We start from the raw sequence: 15,273 nt of genomic DNA on the forward strand, positions 1-15,273 counted from the left end.
TTTGACCAATCGGGCGACTTCCCGGTCCCCGGCATGCTCGCGCTCACCATGGCCTTCGGCCTGGAGGGCACGATGCTCAACGTCACCCGGGACCTCGACAAGGGCGTGATCGACCGCTTCCGGTCTCTTCCCATGGCCAACGGCGCGGTCCTGGTGGGCCGTTCGGCCGCCGACATGCTCCAGTCGGCCGTCGGCCTCGCGGTTCTGGTCGGCGTCGGGTACGCGCTCGGCTGGCGCGTGCACGGCTCGCCGGCCGAATTCCTCGCCGCCATGGGCCTGTTGCTGCTCCTCCGGTTCGCCATGCTGTGGATCGGCATCCAGCTGGCCCTGGTCGCCGGGAAGCCGGAGCTGGTGCAGGCCGTGCAGATCCTGGTCTGGCCCGTCGGCTTCCTGTCCAACGCGTTCGCCGTGCCCGAGTCGATGCCGGACTGGCTCGGCACGGTCGTCGAGTGGAACCCGATGTCCCAGACCGCGACGGCCGTACGCGACCTGCTGGGCGGCCCCGGCGGGGAACCGGGACACGTGTGGGCGGCCGTCGCATGGCCGTTGGGCCTGCTGGCGGTGTTCTTCCCGTTGGCGGCACGGAAGTTCGGGCACATGAGCCGCTGGGGCCTGTCCGGCGGATCAGGTCGGCTGCAAGAAACGGTGCTTCCTGGCCAAGCCGAGCGGGGTCTGGTGCTCCCCCACTGCCTTAAGGGCGTGGGCGGTACCCCCAAGCTGCAAGGCGGAGGAGGCGTAGACATCAGCCGCTGCCGCGGCGGGCGACGCGGCGGGGGCACCTCCCGGCCGAAGGCTGGGGGACGTCGGCGACCGACGACAACGCCGCTGGGGGGTACCCCCTCTGGGGGAGCGCGTGCCAGACCCCGCGACGCCGGCATGGTCCGCCGGACAGGCCCTAGTGGTGGAAGCCGGTCGCCGCCCCCCTGTCGCTGGTGAACGGATGCCGCTGCCGGCGCAGCTCCGGCAGCAGTCGCCCCAGGTCCTCCACGAACAGGTCGGCGAGGTCGGTCGAGAAGCCGTTGCGGCACACGATCCGCAGCACGGACAGGTCCTCCCGGTTCGGCGGGAAGGTGTACGCGGGCAGCAGCCAGCCGCGCTCACGCATCCGCCGGGACACGTCGAAGACGTCGTACGACTCCACGCCCGGCGCCGTGGTGAAGGCGAACACCGGCAGTTCCTCGCCCCTGGTGAGGAGCCTGAAGTCGCCGAGCGCCTCCACGCGTTCGGCGAGCTGCACGGCCACGTCGCGCGTCGTCTGCTGCACCGCCCGGTAGCCCTCGCGGCCGAGGCGCAGGAACGTGTAGTACTGCGCGACCACCTGGGCGCCGGGGCGGGAGAAGTTGAGCGCGAAGGTCGGCATGTCGCCGCCCAGGTAGTTGACGCGGAAGACGAGCTCCTCGGGCAGCGCCTCCTTGTCGCGCCACAGGGCCCAGCCGACGCCCGGGTACACCAGCCCGTACTTGTGCCCCGAGGTGTTGATCGACGCCACGCGCGGGAGGCGGAAGTCCCACACCAGGTCCTGGTCGAGGAAGGGCGCGATCATGGCGCCGGAGGCGCCGTCCACGTGCACCGGGACGTCCAGGCCGGTGCGCTCCTGGAGGGCGTCCAGGGCCGCGCACAGGTCGGCGATCGGCTCGTAGGAGCCGTCGAAGGTGGAGCCGAGGATGCCGACGACCCCGATGGTGTTCTCGTCGCAGAGCTCGGCGGCGGCCCGCGGGTCGAGGTGGAAGCGGTCGCCCTCCATGGGGACCAGCCGGGGCTCGACCTCCCAGAAGTTGCAGAACTTGTCCCAGCAGACCTGGACGTTGATCCCCATCACGAGGTTGGGGCGCGCCCCCGGCTTCGGATTCCGCTTGCTCCAGCGGCGCTTGAGGGCCATCCCGGCGAGCATGCACGCCTCGCTCGACCCGGTCGTCGAGCAGCCCACGGCGGCCGCCGGATCCGGCGCGTTCCACAGATCGGCGAGCATCGCCACGCAGCGCCGCTCCAGCTCGGCGGTGCGCGGGTACTCGTCCTTGTCGATCATGTTCTTGTCCCGGCACTCCGCCATCAGGACGCCGGCCTGCGGCTCCATCCACGTGGTGACGAAAGTGGCCAGATTCAGCCGGGAGTTGCCGTCCAGCATCAGCTCGTCGTGCACCAGCTGATACGCCGTCATCGGGGGCAGCGGGGAGTCCGGGAGGTGGTGCTTGGGCGGCGCCTGGGTCATGCCGCCGACCGGATTGGCCTCCCCGAAGAAGGGGTTGACCGAAGCCGGTCGCTCGTCGGGCTTCTCGGGACCTTTGTGGAGCGGCATGGACGTGTCTCCTCGTGTCGTCTGAAGAACGGATGTCAGCGGACGGGAGTTCCGTCGGCGCGCAACTGCATCTGCGGGCGCCCGGTCACCAGCAGCCAGGCGGGCAGCGAGGCCAGGCACAACAGGGCGAGGATCTCCGGCGAGGACACCAGCACCGCGGCCGTGAACAGGCTCACCCAGCCCTGCCGGGTGACGGCGAGGAGCATGCCCAGCACGCCCGTGGCGACACCGAGCGCCGGATGAACGGCCGGTACGAGCGTGTGCGCACCGAGCCCGAAGGCGGCGCCCACGAACACCGCCGGGAAGATCCGGCCGCCCCGGAACCCGCAGGACGCGGCCACCAGCAGCGCGGCCAGCTTCACCACCGCCATCCCCACGAAGGCGCCCGCCGACCGGCCCTCGGGATCCCGCGCCAGCTCCGCGACCTCGTCCAGCCCCTTGAAGAGCGTCAGATGCCCGCCCAGCGCCCCCAGCAGGCCCAGCACGAGCCCGCCGAGCGTCAGCGCCGGCATCGGGTGCCCCAGCCGCCGGAAAGCGCCGTGAACGTATGGGAAGGCGTACACCGCGCACATGCCGAGCACGGCCGCCAGCGACGCGACCACCAGTGCCGACAGCAGATCGCCCCAGCCGGGCCGCCCGAACGCGGGCAGCTGAAGGTCGAAGGTCGGATGCGCCACCAGGGTGGTGGTCAGGGCACCCGCGCCCGCCGCCACCAGCGGCCCGAACACGTTGTCCCACAGCAGGCCCCTGAGCTGCCGTCCGGCCAGCGCCTCGGAGATCACCAGCGCCGCCGCCACCGGCGTCCCGAACAGTGCCCCGATCGTCGCCGCCTCCGCCAGCGCCGCCCACAGCCCGCCCGGCATCCGGGGCGCCAGCCGGCCGCCGAGCCAGAAGGCGAGCCCCACGTTCACCGCGATGATCGGGTTCTCCGGGCCCAGGCTCGGCCCGCCCGCCAGCATCAGCGCGGTCGCCAGCAGCAGCCCCGGCAGCACCACGGGCGGCATGGGGGCCGCCGCGAGCCCCAGGGTCGCCGGATCCGGCCCCGCGTGCCCGGGCACCTTCCACACCACCAGGCCGACCGCCACGCCGGTCGCGGTCAGCACGACGAGCATCCACAGCACGGAGTACCGGCCGACGCCCAGGGCGTCCGGGAGATTCCGCCACAGCACGTGCTGGAGGGCCTCCGCCGCCTCGCTCACCCCGAGGAACAGCAGGCTCGACCCCACGCCCACGAGGAGAGCGGGGAGGATCAGTGGCAGCAACGCGCGCGCGGGGGCTGCCGGGGCGGTCGGCGCCTGCTGCGCGGTGTCGGAGGCCACGGGCTCACGATAAACGGACAAAACCGGCACAACATCCGGAGCGGCGGCCCGGCGCGAGAACGGGCTTGCACCTCACGCGACGTGAGGACCCACCGTGGAGCGCGTACCGAGAAGGGAGCGGACGAAGTGAGCGACACCGCAGGACGGATCGGCCACTCCGTGGGTCAGGTCGCCGGCTACGCGCGCGTGACGGTGCGCACGCTGCACCACTACGACGCCATCGGGCTGCTCGTCCCGAGCGAGCGCAGCCACGCGGGCCATCGGCGCTACAGCGACGCCGACCTCGACCGGCTGCAGCAGATCCTGTTCTACCGGGAGCTCGGCTTCCCGCTCGACGAGGTCGCGGCCCTGCTCGACGACCCGGACGCGGACCCGCGCGCGCATCTGCGCCGCCAGCACGAGCTGCTGACCGCCCGGATCGAGAAGCTGCGGAAGATGGCCGAGGCCGTGGAGCACGCCATGGAGGCACGCAAGATGGGCATCAACCTCACCCCCGAGGAGCGGTTCGAGGTCTTCGGGGACAAGGACCCCGACCAGTACGCCGAGGAGGCGGAGGCGCGCTGGGGCGGCACCGAGGCGTACGCCGAGTCCCAGCGCCGGGCCGCCCGCTACACCAAGGACGACTGGAAAAGGCTGCAGGCCGAGGTCGACGCCTGGAGCGAGCGGTACGCCGCCCTGGTGGCCGCCGGCGACCCGCCGACCGGCGAGGCGGCCATGGACCTGGCCGAGGAACACCGCCTGCACATCCACAGGTGGTTCTACGAGTGCCCGTACGAGATGCACCTGTGCCTCGCCGGGATGTACGTCGCCGACGAACGCTTCAAGGCGTTCTACGACTCCATGCACCCCGGCCTGGCCGAGCACCTCAAGAACGCGATCACGGCGAACGCGGCCCGCCAGGCCTCGTAACCCCGCCGGCCCTCCCGGCCCGGGGGCTCACTCCCGGGCCAGGACCACCGCGGTCCCGTACGCGCACACCTCGGTGCCCACGTCGGCCGCCTCCGTCACGTCGAAGCGGAACATCAGCACCGCGTTCGCCCCACGCGCACGTGCCCGCTCGGCGAGCCGCTCCATGGCCTGGTTGCGGGTCTGCACGAGCGTCTTGGTGAGCCCCTTGAGCTCACCGCCGATCATCGACTTCAGCCCGGCCCCGATCTGGCTGCCCAGATGCCGGGACCGCACGGTCAGCCCGAACGCTCATCGATTCCCATGACCTCACAGCTTTGTCCCAGTCGGCCCACAGTGCATCCTGGAGACACCGGTGGAACCTGGGGCGGACACATTGCGTTGATAGCTTTGTGCGCCCGCAGAAGGACGCCGTGCCTTTCTCCACCCCTCCAGGGAGCCCGGAACCGTGACGACGCTTGCCCTAGGCCCGAACTGGCTGGATCCGAACTACCTGCTCGACACGTTCGGCATCTGGGGCCTGCTCCTGATCGTCTTCGCAGAGTCGGGTCTGCTGATCGGCTTCTTCCTGCCCGGTGACTCCCTGCTGTTCACCACCGGCCTGCTGATCACCTCGCACCAGATGGACTTCCCGCTGTGGGGCGCCATCGCCCTGATCTGTGCCGCCGCGATCCTCGGCGACCAGGCGGGCTACATGTTCGGCAAGAAGGTCGGCCCGTCCCTCTTCAACCGCCCGGACTCCCGCCTCTTCAAGCAGGAGAACGTGGTCAAGGCCCACGAGTTCTTCGAGAAGTACGGCCCGAAGTCCCTGGTCCTGGCCCGCTTCGTCCCCGTGGTCCGCACGTTCACGCCGATCATCGCCGGCGTCAGCGGCATGAAGTACCGCTCGTTTTTGACCTTCAACGTGATCGGTGGCGTCCTCTGGGGCGCCGGAGTCACCCTGCTCGGCTCCTGGCTCGGCAAGATCGACTTCGTCCACAAGAACATCGAGGCGATCCTCATCCTGATCGTCTTCGTCTCGGTGATCCCGATCATCATCGAGTTCCTGAGGGCCCGCGGGAAGAACAAGAAGGCGCCCGCCCAGCAGCCCCCGACCCCGCTCCAGCACCAGGCCCCGCCGATGATGGACGACGCGACGACCCAGCTCCGCCGCATCCCGTCCGCGGACGAGCAGCCGTACTACCAGCCCCAGCAGCAGCCGTACGACCCGAACCAGCACTACGCCCAGCCCCAGTACCCGCAGCAGCAGCAGTACGGCGGCCGGCAGAACGGCCAGCACCCCTTCAACCAGGGTTACTGAAAGCGCCCCTTCAGGGGCGCGGGGAACTGCGCGACCAGCCACGGCCGACCCGCACACGCCACCGAACCGTGCACCCCACCCCAATAGGCGCTCAGAACCCCCGAGTCCGCTTAGCAGCCCGCCGCTTGTCCGCGGAGCCGATCCGCAGGAACAGCCGCGAGATCTCCGACCCCAGATTGACCCCGATGGCGATGGCCATGGCCAGTGACGCGGCCGTGGCCAGCGACACCAGGCCCTTGTCGACATCGTTCTGCGCGATCGACAACAGCCCGAAGTACGTCGAGGAACCCGGCAGCAGAGGCCCGATCGCGGCCGTCGTGTATGGCAGCGCGGAGGCGAACCGGTAGCGGGACAGCAACTGCCCGAACAGCCCCACCAACCCCGCCGCGACGGCCGTAGAGGCAACCGGAGACAGGCCGCCGGGGTAGTGCAGCGCGCCGTACACACACCACGCGACACCCCCGTTCAGCGTCACCCACAGCACGGTGGACCGTTCCTGCTGGAGCAGCACGGCGAAGGTCAGCGACAACAGCATCGACGCGGCGATCTGCCACCCCGGCCGATTGGCGATCGTCACGGCCGCGTCGGGATTGAGCTTCGCCCCCAGGTACACCCCGAAGTACAGGACGACCAGCACACCCACGACGATCCCGACGAACAGGTAGACGACCTCCAGGAGCCGCGCCGACGCGGTGATGTAGAACCCGGTCAGCCCGTCCTGCACGCCCGCCACCAGCGCCCGCCCCGGCAGCAGCGCGAACAGCCCACCGGTGATCACGGCGGACGCCTTCACGTCGACGTGGGCCACCGTCAGCGCCACCCCGATCGCCGCCGGAGGCATCGCGGCCACCGTGAACTGGTAGAACTCCGGCAGCCCCCGCCCCGCGCACAGCCACGCCAGCCGGTCGCCGAGCATCGCGCCCAGCATGGCCGCCAGGAACACGACCACGTCACCGCCGACGAGCACGGACGCGGCGCCCGCGAGCAGCCCGCTGGCCCCGGTGAGCACCCAGGTGGGGTACGGGTGCCGGTTGCGCCGTATCTCCGCGAGCCGCCGGTAGGCCTCCTCCAGCGTGAAGTGCGTCTCCGGGTCGCTGAGGTCGTCCACCAGCTGGTACACGGCCGCGAGCCGCGTGTAGTCGGTCGCCCGGCGCCGCACGGTCCGGGACGCCGTCACCGGGTCGTCCACCAGTGACGGCTGGTAGGAGATCGACAGCAGCGTGAAGGTGACGTTCGGCTCGCACCGGTCAAGGCCGTACGACCGGCAGACCGCGAACATCGCGGCCTCCACGTCCTCCGCGCCCTCGCCGCCCGCGAGCAGCAACTCGCCGATGCGCAGCGTCAGGTCGAGCACGCGCGGGACGGCCGGACCGCCCTCGTCCGCCTTCGGCGGCGGCTCCGGCGCGGGCCGCTCGGCCACCGGCATCCGCAGCATCGTGCGCATCCGGTCCTGCCACGGCACGTCCTTGGTGAGGCTGACCACCGGCACGCCGGCCGCCGGCGTGAACGCGGCCGGGGCGTGCTGGGCGCTGTAGGTGCTCGGCGTGCTGAACGCGGAACCCTCCGTCTCGCCCGGAGGGGCCGGTGACGGGCCGAGACCCCGGGGGAGGGCGAACTCGGAGGTGATCTCGGACTCACTGCCCTCGACCTCGACGCCGGCCGGTGGTGTGAAGGCCATCCGAGCCTCGTCCGACTGCGGCTTGTGGTCCTCCGCTTCCATCACTTGCGCAGCGCTCCCTCTACGACGCCTCCAGCAGCCTCAGTATGCGCGGGCATGCGAATGGGCCGCACACGTGCGCGTACGGCCCGTTCACCCCGCCGGAGGCCTCAGTGGCCGCCGGACTCCTTGAAGCGCTTGTACGACCGCTCGATCTCGACCTCGGCGTCGACCCGGCCCACCCAGTTGGCGCCCTCGACGGACTTGCCGGGCTCCAGGTCCTTGTAGACCTCGAAGAAGTGCTGGATCTCCAGGCGGTCGAACTCCGACACGTGGTGGATGTCACGCAGGTGCTCCACGCGCGGGTCCGTCGCCGGCACGCACAGCAGCTTGTCGTCGCCGCCGGCCTCGTCCGTCATCCGGAACATGCCGATCGCGCGGCACTTGATGAGGCAGCCCGGGAAGGTCGGCTCGTCCAGGATGACCAGCGCGTCCAGCGGGTCACCGTCCTCGCCGAGGGTGTTCTCGACGAAGCCGTAGTCGGTCGGGTAGGCGGTCGAGGTGAAGAGTCGACGGTCCAGGCGGATCCGACCGGTCTCGTGGTCCACCTCGTACTTGTTCCGCGAACCCTTCGGGATCTCGATCGTGACGTCGAACTCCACCGGTGGCTCCTCCATGATCAGCACATAGTTCTGGTGGTTAAGTGTCCCTCACGCAGGTGTGTGATCGCGAAAGGGGCTGGTGGTCGTGCCTGAGCTGAGGCCTTGGCGGGCCGCGAGACCGCATGTGGCGCGGGCCGCGAACGCCGTACGACCGCGTCTGGCACGGGCCGCCGGGACCGTACGCCCGCAGCTCGAACGGGCCGCGAACGCCGTGCGCCCACGTCTCGAACGGGCCGCGAACGCCGCGCGACCGCGCCTCGCGCGGGTGCGCCCGAGCCGGATCGCCTGGCCGGAGCCCGTCCGGACCTGGCAGTACACCGCGGGCGCCGCCACCGCCGGTCTGGCACTGGCCGCCACCGTGGCCACCGCCGTCGGCCCCTGGGACTCCACCGGTCAGCGTACGGCCGAGGCGGACCGGGCAGTCGCCCTGGGCCGACTGGGTGGCGCAGATCACGGTCGTAATTCCGATACGTCCGCCTCCTCGGGTACGGCCGCGGGGGCACCCCGGCCCGCGCCGAGCGCCGCGTCCGTCCTGGTCGGTCTCGGCGGCGCCGCGAGCACCGTCAAGTCGGCGCCGGGCGGCCCCGCCCTCGCCGACGTCCTGGGCCCCCTCCTGGGCGAATCCGCGCTCGGCACCCACCACGCCGCCGCGGTCGTCGACGTGGCCACCGGAAAGCGCCTCTACGGCGCCGACGCCGACGACGCCCTCACCCCCGCCTCCACCACGAAGATCGCCACCGCCGTCGCCGCCCTGACCGCCATGGGCGCCGACCACCGCCTCACCACCCGCACGGTCCTGGAGCCCGACACCAAGGAACTCGTCCTGGTCGGCGGCGGCGACCCGACCCTGACGGCCCGCAAGGACGCGGAGGGCTGGGCGAGCCTGCGCGACCTCGCCGACAAGACGGCCGCCGCCCTCAAGAAGCGCTCGGTGAGCGAGGTGACGCTCTCCTACGACACGACCCTGTACGCCGGCCCCGAACTCCACCCCATCGGCAAGAACACCAACCTCGCGCCCGTCAGCGCCCTGATGGCCGACGAGGGCCGCACGAACGACTCCACGAGCGGAACGGCCGTCCGCGTGGACGATCCGGCGGCGGACGCGACGGCCAAGTTCGCGGAGTTCCTCGCGGCCCGCGGCATCAGGACGACGGCCCCCGGCCCCTCCAAGGCGACCTCGCGCGCCAAGGCCCTCGCCGCCGTCTCCTCGCCCCCGCTCTCGGCCCTCGTCGAGCGCATGCTGACCAACTCCGACAACGACATCGCCGAGGCACTGGCCCGCCAGACCGCCGTCGCGACGGGTGGCCGGGCCAGCTTCGACGGCGGCGCGAGCGCGATCGCCGCCCAGCTCAAGAAGCTCGGACTCCCGCTCAAGGGCGCCGAGTTCCACGACGGCAGCGGCCTGAACCGCGAGGACAGACTGACGGCCGACCTCCTCACGGCCCTGCTGGTGAAGGCGGGCGCCCCTGCCCACCCCGAACTCCGCGCCGTCCTCACCGGCCTCCCGGTGGCGGGCTTCACCGGCACGCTGACCACCCGTTACGCCGACGGCGCGGCAGGAGTCGTACGAGCGAAAACGGGCACCCTGACCGGCGTGAACACCCTTGCGGGCACGGTGGTGGACCAGGACGGCCGGCTCCTCGCGTTCGCGTTCCTCGCGTCGGACACGATCAGCGCGGAGGCGGCGCAGGCGGCGTTGGACCGGACGGCCACGGCGCTGGCGGCCTGCGGCTGCAGTTGACGTCCCGCCCGGTGCGGCCGGGCTCCGCGGCCTGCCCCAAGTGGGAACGCTCACGTACCGTTGACGCATGACGAGCATCGGTGGTGCCGAGATGGTCGACTGGAATCTCGCGGTCGCGACCGCGACCCGGCTCGTACGGCCGGGCCCCGACGTGAGCCGCGACGAGGCCCGGGAGGTCGTCGCGGAACTGCGCCGGCATGCCAAGGCCTCGGAGGAGCACGTCCGGGGCTTCACCCGGATGGGGAGCGAGGAACTCCACGACACTCCCGTGCTGGTCGTCGACCGGCCCGGCTGGGTGCGGGCGAACGTCGCCGGCTTCCGGGAGATCCTCAAGCCCCTCCTCGAGAAGATGCAGGAACGGCGGAGCAACAGCCCCGGCGGAGCGGTCCTCGGCGCGGTCGGCGGCAAGGTCACCGGCGTCGAGCTGGGGATGCTGCTGTCGTTCCTCGCCTCCCGCGTCCTGGGCCAGTACGAGACCTTCGCCCCGGCGACCCGTGATCTCCCCGCGGGCGAGAACGGCGGCGGCCGTCTGCTCCTCGTGGCCCCCAACATCGTGCACGTGGAGCGCGAACTCGACGTCCAGCCCCACGACTTCCGCCTCTGGGTCTGCCTGCACGAGGAGACCCACCGCACCCAGTTCAGCGCGGTGCCCTGGCTGCGCGACCACCTGGAGGGCGAAATCCAGTCTTTCTTGGGGGAGACGGACGTCGACCCCATGACCGTCCTGGAGCGCATCCGCGAGGCAGCCCAGTCCCTCGCGGGCGGGCGCCCCGAGGCCGAGGAGGACGACGGCGGGCGCTCCTTCGTCGAAATCGTGCAGACCCCGGCCCAGCGCGAGATCCTCGGCCGCCTCACCGCCGTCATGTCCCTCCTGGAGGGCCACGCCGACTTCGTGATGGACGGAGTGGGCCCGGCCGTCGTGCCGTCCGTCTCCGAGATCCGCGAGAAGTTCCAGCAGCGACGGGCGAAGGGCGCCTCCCGGCTGGACATGGCCCTGCGCAAGCTGCTGGGTCTGGATGCCAAACTCAGGCAGTACCGCGACGGCGAGCGGTTCGTACGGGCCGTCGTCGACCAGGTCGGCATGGACGGCTTCAACCGCGTGTGGACCTCCCCGAACACCCTGCCGACCAAGGCGGAGATCTCCAAACCGGCGGACTGGGTCGCGCGGGTGCACCGCAAGACCGAGTCGTGAACCTCGCGGAAAGGTCGTGAACCGAATCCGGCCGACGGCAGGCGAACGCCCCTCCAATCACCCGTCCGAGGGACCGTGAGCCCTGGGTAGGCGTGCGATGCTCGGGGAACGGCCCGGTTCTGTCACCATCTACACACTCTGAGTGACCGACCTCGGGCTCACCCCCCGAAAACTTCATGAAGGGAACCGGACATGGGTCCCCATCCTGCGGTCGCGGCGATACGCCTGGCGGTCCGCCGCGTCCTGCACGACATCCTCAACGAAGCCAGTCGTACGCCCGCGTACAGCCCCCACGGCGGGGAGAACCGCACGGCCGACGACAGCCGACCGGCCGGAGTGGTCCCCGCCCCCGGCAGCCCGCACGAGCGCCCGCCCTCGCCGCTCGTGCTCGTGGCGTGCTCCGGCGGCGCCGACTCCATGGCCCTCGCCTCCGCCCTCGCCTTCGAGGCCCCCAAACTCGGCTTCCGGGCCGGCGGCGTCACCGTCGACCACGGCCTGCAGCCCGGCTCCGACCTGCGCGCCGAGGAAGTCGCCCTGCGTCTGCGCGAGATGGGGCTCGACCCGGTCGACTCCGTCGCCGTCACCGTCGGCCGCGAAGGCGGCCCCGAGGCCGCCGCCCGGGACGCCCGCTACGCCGCCCTGGACGCCGCCGCCGCCCGCCACGGCGCCACCGCGATCCTCCTCGGCCACACCCGCGACGACCAGGCCGAGACCGTCCTGCTCGGCCTCGCCCGCGGCTCCGGCATCCGCTCCCTGTCCGGCATGGCCGCGGTCTCGGGGGCCGACGGCCGTTACCGCCGCCCCTTCCTCCAGCTCGACCGGCAGACCGCCCGCAAGGCCTGCATGGTCCAGTCGCTCCCCGTCTGGGACGACCCGCACAACGCCGACCCGGCCTACACCCGCTCCAGGCTGCGCCACGAAGGCCTGCCCGCCCTGGAGAAGGCGCTCGGCAAGGGTGTCGTCGAGGCCCTCGCCCGCACCGCCCAGCTCTCCCGCGACGACGCCGACGCCCTCGACACCTGGGCCCGCCAGGCCGCCGCCTCCGTCCGGGACGCCGCCGGCCTTCTGGAGTGCGCCAAGCTCTACGCCCTGCCGCCCGCCGTGCGCCGCCGCATCCTGCGCCGGGCCGCCATCGAGGCCGGTGCGCCCGCCGGGTCGCTGTTCGCCCGGCACATCGAGGAAGTCGACCGGCTGATCACCGGCTGGCGCGGCCAGGGAGCCATCAATCTCCCCGGCAAGGTCGTCGCCCAGCGCCAGGGTGGCAGACTGGTGATTCGGCAAGGCTGAAACCTTGCCCCCCTTTGGGGGGTGATGGGCGGCCGGTGGGACGACCGAAAGTGATGCGGGTGGACGCGAAAGACATGGGCACCGACCTCAAAGAGGTGCTCATCACCAAGGAAGAGATCGACGCGAAGCTGGCCGAGCTGGCCGCGAAGATCGACGCGGAGTACGCGGGCAAGGACCTGCTCATCGTCGGCGTCCTCAAGGGCGCGGTGATGGTCATGGCCGACCTCGCGCGGGCGCTGTCCACCCCCGTCACCATGGACTGGATGGCCGTGTCGTCGTACGGCGCGGGCACCCAGTCCTCCGGCGTGGTGCGGATCCTCAAGGACCTCGACACCGACATCAAGGGCAAGCACGTCCTGATCGTCGAGGACATCATCGACTCCGGACTGACCCTGTCCTGGCTGATCAACAACCTCGGCTCGCGCGAGCCGGAGTCCCTGAAGATCTGCACCCTGCTGCGCAAGCCGGACGCCGCCAAGGTCGCCATCGACGTCGAGTGGGTCGGCTTCGACATCCCGAACGAGTTCGTCGTCGGCTACGGCCTCGACTACGCCGAGAAGTACCGCAACCTGCCGTTCGTCGGTACGCTCGCGCCCCACGTCTACGGCGGCTGAGACGGCCTTAGGGCCAACAGAGCCGTCTTTGTAGGACGATCGGGAACCCCGGCGGGTTTCGCGCCGTTGGAGCATGCAGACGGGTCCGGCACCCGGTCCGTGCGGCTTCGGGCCACAATGCTGGGGTACCGTCAGAAGAACTGTCTTATCAAACTCACTATGGCAGGAGGGACGGGGCGACACCGCTCCGTATGGATGGACGTGAAGCGATACTTCCGTGGGCCGGTCATGTGGATCGTGCTGGCCGTCCTTGCCGTGGTCGTGTTGATGCAGGTCGTCGGCTCGTCCGGCGGCTACAAGACGGTGGACACAGGCCAGGTCGTGGCAGCGATCAACGACAACAAGGTGGAATCGGCGAAGCTGACCACCGGTGACGAGCAGACCGTCAAGGTCCAGCTCAAGGACGGCGAAAAGGTCGAGGGCAGCTCGAAGATCCAGGCGAGCTACATCGGCGACCAGGGCGTGACCATCGCCAACACGCTGCAGACCAAGTACCAGGACAAGCAGATCCCGGACGGCTACACCGTTTCGCCGTCCAAGCAGAACCCGTTCCTCGGCATCCTGCTCTCCCTGCTCCCCTTCGTCCTGATCGTGGTCGTCTTCCTGTTCCTGATGAATCAGATGCAGGGCGGCGGCTCCCGGGTCATGAACTTCGGCAAGTCCAAGGCCAAGCTCATCACCAAGGACACCCCCAAGACGACCTTCTCCGACGTCGCGGGCTGTGACGAGGCCGTCGAGGAGCTCCACGAGATCAAGGAGTTCCTCCAGGAGCCGGCCAAGTTCCAGGCCGTCGGCGCCAAGATCCCCAAGGGCGTGCTGCTCTACGGCCGCCCCGGTACCGGCAAGACGCTGCTCGCGCGTGCCGTCGCCGGCGAGGCGGGGGTCCCCTTCTACTCGATCTCCGGTTCCGACTTCGTCGAGATGTTCGTCGGTGTCGGTGCCTCCCGAGTGCGTGACCTCTTCGAGCAGGCCAAGGCGAACGCCCCGGCGATCGTCTTCGTCGACGAGATCGACGCGGTCGGCCGCCACCGCGGCGCCGGCCTCGGCGGCGGTCACGACGAGCGCGAGCAGACGCTGAACCAGCTGCTCGTCGAGATGGACGGCTTCGACGTCAAGGGCGGTGTGATTCTCATCGCCGCGACGAACCGCCCGGACATCCTCGACCCGGCCCTCCTGCGCCCCGGCCGCTTCGACCGCCAGATCGCGGTCGACCCGCCGGACCTGCAGGGCCGTCTGGAGATCCTCAAGGTCCACCAGAAGGGCAAGCCGGTCGCGCCCGACGTCGACCTGGCGGCGGTCGCCCGCCGTACGCCCGGCTTCACCGGCGCGGACCTGTCGAACGTGCTGAACGAGGCGGCGCTGCTCACGGCCCGCAGCGACAAGAAGCTGATCGACAACTCCATGCTGGACGAGGCGATCGACCGTGTGGTCGCGGGCCCGCAGAAGCGGACCCGGATCATGTCGGACAAGGAGAAGAAGATCACCGCGTACCACGAGGGCGGACACGCCCTGGTCGCGGCGGCCTCCCCGAACTCCGACCCGGTCCACAAGATCACGATCCTGAGCCGCGGCCGCGCGCTGGGCTACACGATGGTGCTCCCGGACGAGGACAAGTACTCGACCACCCGCAACGAGATGCTCGACCAGCTCGCCTACATGCTGGGCGGCCGGGCGGCCGAGGAACTGGTCTTCCACGACCCGACCACGGGCGCCGCGAACGACATCGAGAAGGCCACGGCAACGGCCCGCGCGATGGTCACGCAGTACGGCATGACCGAGCGTCTCGGCGCCATCAAGTTCGGCGGCGACAACACCGAGCCGTTCCTCGGACGTGAGATGGCTCACCAGCGCGACTACTCGGAAGAGGTCGCCGCGCTGGTGGACGAGGAAGTCAAGAAGCTCATCGAGAACGCGCACAACGAGGCCTGGGAGATCCTGGTCGAGAACCGCGACGTGCTCGACAACCTCGTCCTGCAGCTGCTGGAGAAGGAGACGCTGGGCAAGGAGCAGATCGCCGAGATCTTCGCCCCGATCGTCAAGCGTCCCCCGCGGCCGGCCTGGACCGGCTCCTCCCGCCGCACGCCGTCCACCCGCCCGCCGGTGCTCTCCCCGAAGGAGCTCGCACTGACGAACGGCGCGAACGGCGCGACGCCGGCGATCACCACCGCCAAGGCGACGGCGACGGAGCACGCTCCGGCGACCGAAACGGCCCCTGAGGACCGCCCCGAGAGCTGACGCTCCGGCCCGGCGGCCCCATCAGGCCCGGAATGGATGCCGCGTCCCCCAGGTTCTAGCCTGG

11 protein-coding genes and 2 pseudogenes are annotated in these 15,273 nt (G+C 70.8%); 8 read left to right on the top strand and 5 right to left on the bottom strand.

Translation table 11 applies throughout. From position 1 onward, the window contains the following. Nucleotides 1–15: 15 nt before the first annotated feature. Nucleotides 16–606, top strand: a pseudogene (locus MQP27_RS48905) (ABC transporter permease); the annotation flags it as partial. A 289-nt stretch (nt 607–895) separates the two neighbouring features. Here the strand turns inward: MQP27_RS48905 and gad are convergent. Continuing rightward, nucleotides 896–2,296 (bottom strand): glutamate decarboxylase, encoded by a 1,401-nt coding sequence (gene gad / locus MQP27_RS48910; protein ID WP_242778429.1) that lies wholly within the window; start codon nt 2,294–2,296, stop codon nt 896–898. 35 nt (nt 2,297–2,331) lie between these two features. After that, a complete protein-coding gene (locus tag MQP27_RS48915; RefSeq protein WP_242778432.1) occupies nt 2,332–3,615 on the bottom strand; it encodes an ion channel protein in 1,284 nt (427 codons plus the stop codon). A 147-nt stretch (nt 3,616–3,762) separates the two neighbouring features. Here MQP27_RS48915 and MQP27_RS48920 point away from each other — a divergent pair, with 147 nt between their 5' ends. Then, nucleotides 3,763–4,524: a MerR family transcriptional regulator gene (locus MQP27_RS48920; protein ID WP_242778643.1), complete on the top strand. Its 762-nt coding sequence runs from the start codon at nt 3,763–3,765 to the stop codon at nt 4,522–4,524. Nucleotides 4,525–4,551: 27 nt separating this feature from the next. On the opposite strand, the pseudogene MQP27_RS48925 reads toward MQP27_RS48920, so the two are convergent. Beyond that, a pseudogene (locus tag MQP27_RS48925) lies at nt 4,552–4,809 on the bottom strand (YbjQ family protein); the annotation flags it as partial. A 160-nt stretch (nt 4,810–4,969) separates the two neighbouring features. On the opposite strand from MQP27_RS48925, the gene MQP27_RS48930 reads away from it, so the two are divergent. Then, entirely contained in the window at nt 4,970–5,821 is an 852-nt protein-coding gene (locus tag MQP27_RS48930) for a DedA family protein (protein ID WP_242778435.1), read from the top strand. A gap of 91 nt (nt 5,822–5,912) precedes the next feature. Here MQP27_RS48930 and MQP27_RS48935 read toward each other — a convergent pair whose 3' ends face one another. Together MQP27_RS48935 and MQP27_RS48940 are read right to left on the bottom strand one after the other, a co-directional pair. Continuing rightward, nucleotides 5,913–7,544 (bottom strand): threonine/serine exporter family protein, encoded by a 1,632-nt coding sequence (locus MQP27_RS48935; RefSeq protein ID WP_242778438.1) that lies wholly within the window; start codon nt 7,542–7,544, stop codon nt 5,913–5,915. 104 nt (nt 7,545–7,648) lie between these two features. Then, nucleotides 7,649–8,140 (bottom strand): inorganic diphosphatase, encoded by a 492-nt coding sequence (locus tag MQP27_RS48940; protein WP_194078292.1) that lies wholly within the window; start codon nt 8,138–8,140, stop codon nt 7,649–7,651. Nucleotides 8,141–8,219: 79 nt separating this feature from the next. On the opposite strand from MQP27_RS48940, the gene dacB reads away from it, so the two are divergent. The 5 genes from dacB (at nt 8,220) to ftsH (ending at nt 15,209) form a co-directional block, all read left to right on the top strand. Next, complete coding sequence (gene dacB / locus MQP27_RS48945; protein ID WP_242778440.1) at nt 8,220–9,881, top strand: D-alanyl-D-alanine carboxypeptidase/D-alanyl-D-alanine endopeptidase; 1,662 nt, start codon at nt 8,220–8,222, stop codon at nt 9,879–9,881. 67 nt (nt 9,882–9,948) lie between these two features. Next, nucleotides 9,949–11,073, top strand: coding sequence for an Rv3626c family coenzyme F420 biosynthesis-associated protein (locus MQP27_RS48950; RefSeq protein ID WP_242778444.1), 1,125 nt, complete (start codon nt 9,949–9,951; stop codon nt 11,071–11,073). 192 nt (nt 11,074–11,265) lie between these two features. Beyond that, on the top strand, nt 11,266–12,360 hold the full coding sequence (gene tilS, locus MQP27_RS48955) for a tRNA lysidine(34) synthetase TilS (RefSeq protein ID WP_242778447.1): 1,095 nt from the start codon (nt 11,266–11,268) through the stop codon (nt 12,358–12,360). A 53-nt stretch (nt 12,361–12,413) separates the two neighbouring features. Next, nucleotides 12,414–12,974 carry a hypoxanthine phosphoribosyltransferase gene (hpt, locus tag MQP27_RS48960; RefSeq protein ID WP_242778646.1) on the top strand — a complete coding sequence of 187 codons (561 nt, stop codon included), beginning with the start codon at nt 12,414–12,416 and terminating at the stop codon, nt 12,972–12,974. 195 nt (nt 12,975–13,169) lie between these two features. Then, nucleotides 13,170–15,209, top strand: coding sequence for an ATP-dependent zinc metalloprotease FtsH (gene ftsH, locus MQP27_RS48965; RefSeq protein ID WP_242778450.1), 2,040 nt, complete (start codon nt 13,170–13,172; stop codon nt 15,207–15,209). Nucleotides 15,210–15,273 lie beyond the last annotated feature (64 nt).

Source organism: Streptomyces cylindrosporus (assembly GCF_022698165.1).
In the GTDB taxonomy this organism is placed as follows: domain Bacteria; phylum Actinomycetota; class Actinomycetes; order Streptomycetales; family Streptomycetaceae; genus Streptomyces; species Streptomyces cylindrosporus.

Excerpts from the sequence above, each read along its gene's own strand:
- tilS (WP_242778447.1), top strand. The coding sequence starts at position 11,266 with ATGGGTCCCCATCCTGCGGTCGCGGCGATACGCCTGGCGGTCCGCCGC.
- gad (WP_242778429.1), bottom strand. The coding sequence starts at position 2,296 with ATGCCGCTCCACAAAGGTCCCGAGAAGCCCGACGAGCGACCGGCTTCG.
- MQP27_RS48950 (WP_242778444.1), top strand. The coding sequence starts at position 9,949 with ATGACGAGCATCGGTGGTGCCGAGATGGTCGACTGGAATCTCGCGGTC.
- ftsH (WP_242778450.1), top strand. The coding sequence starts at position 13,170 with ATGGACGTGAAGCGATACTTCCGTGGGCCGGTCATGTGGATCGTGCTG.
- hpt (WP_242778646.1), top strand. The coding sequence starts at position 12,414 with ATGCGGGTGGACGCGAAAGACATGGGCACCGACCTCAAAGAGGTGCTC.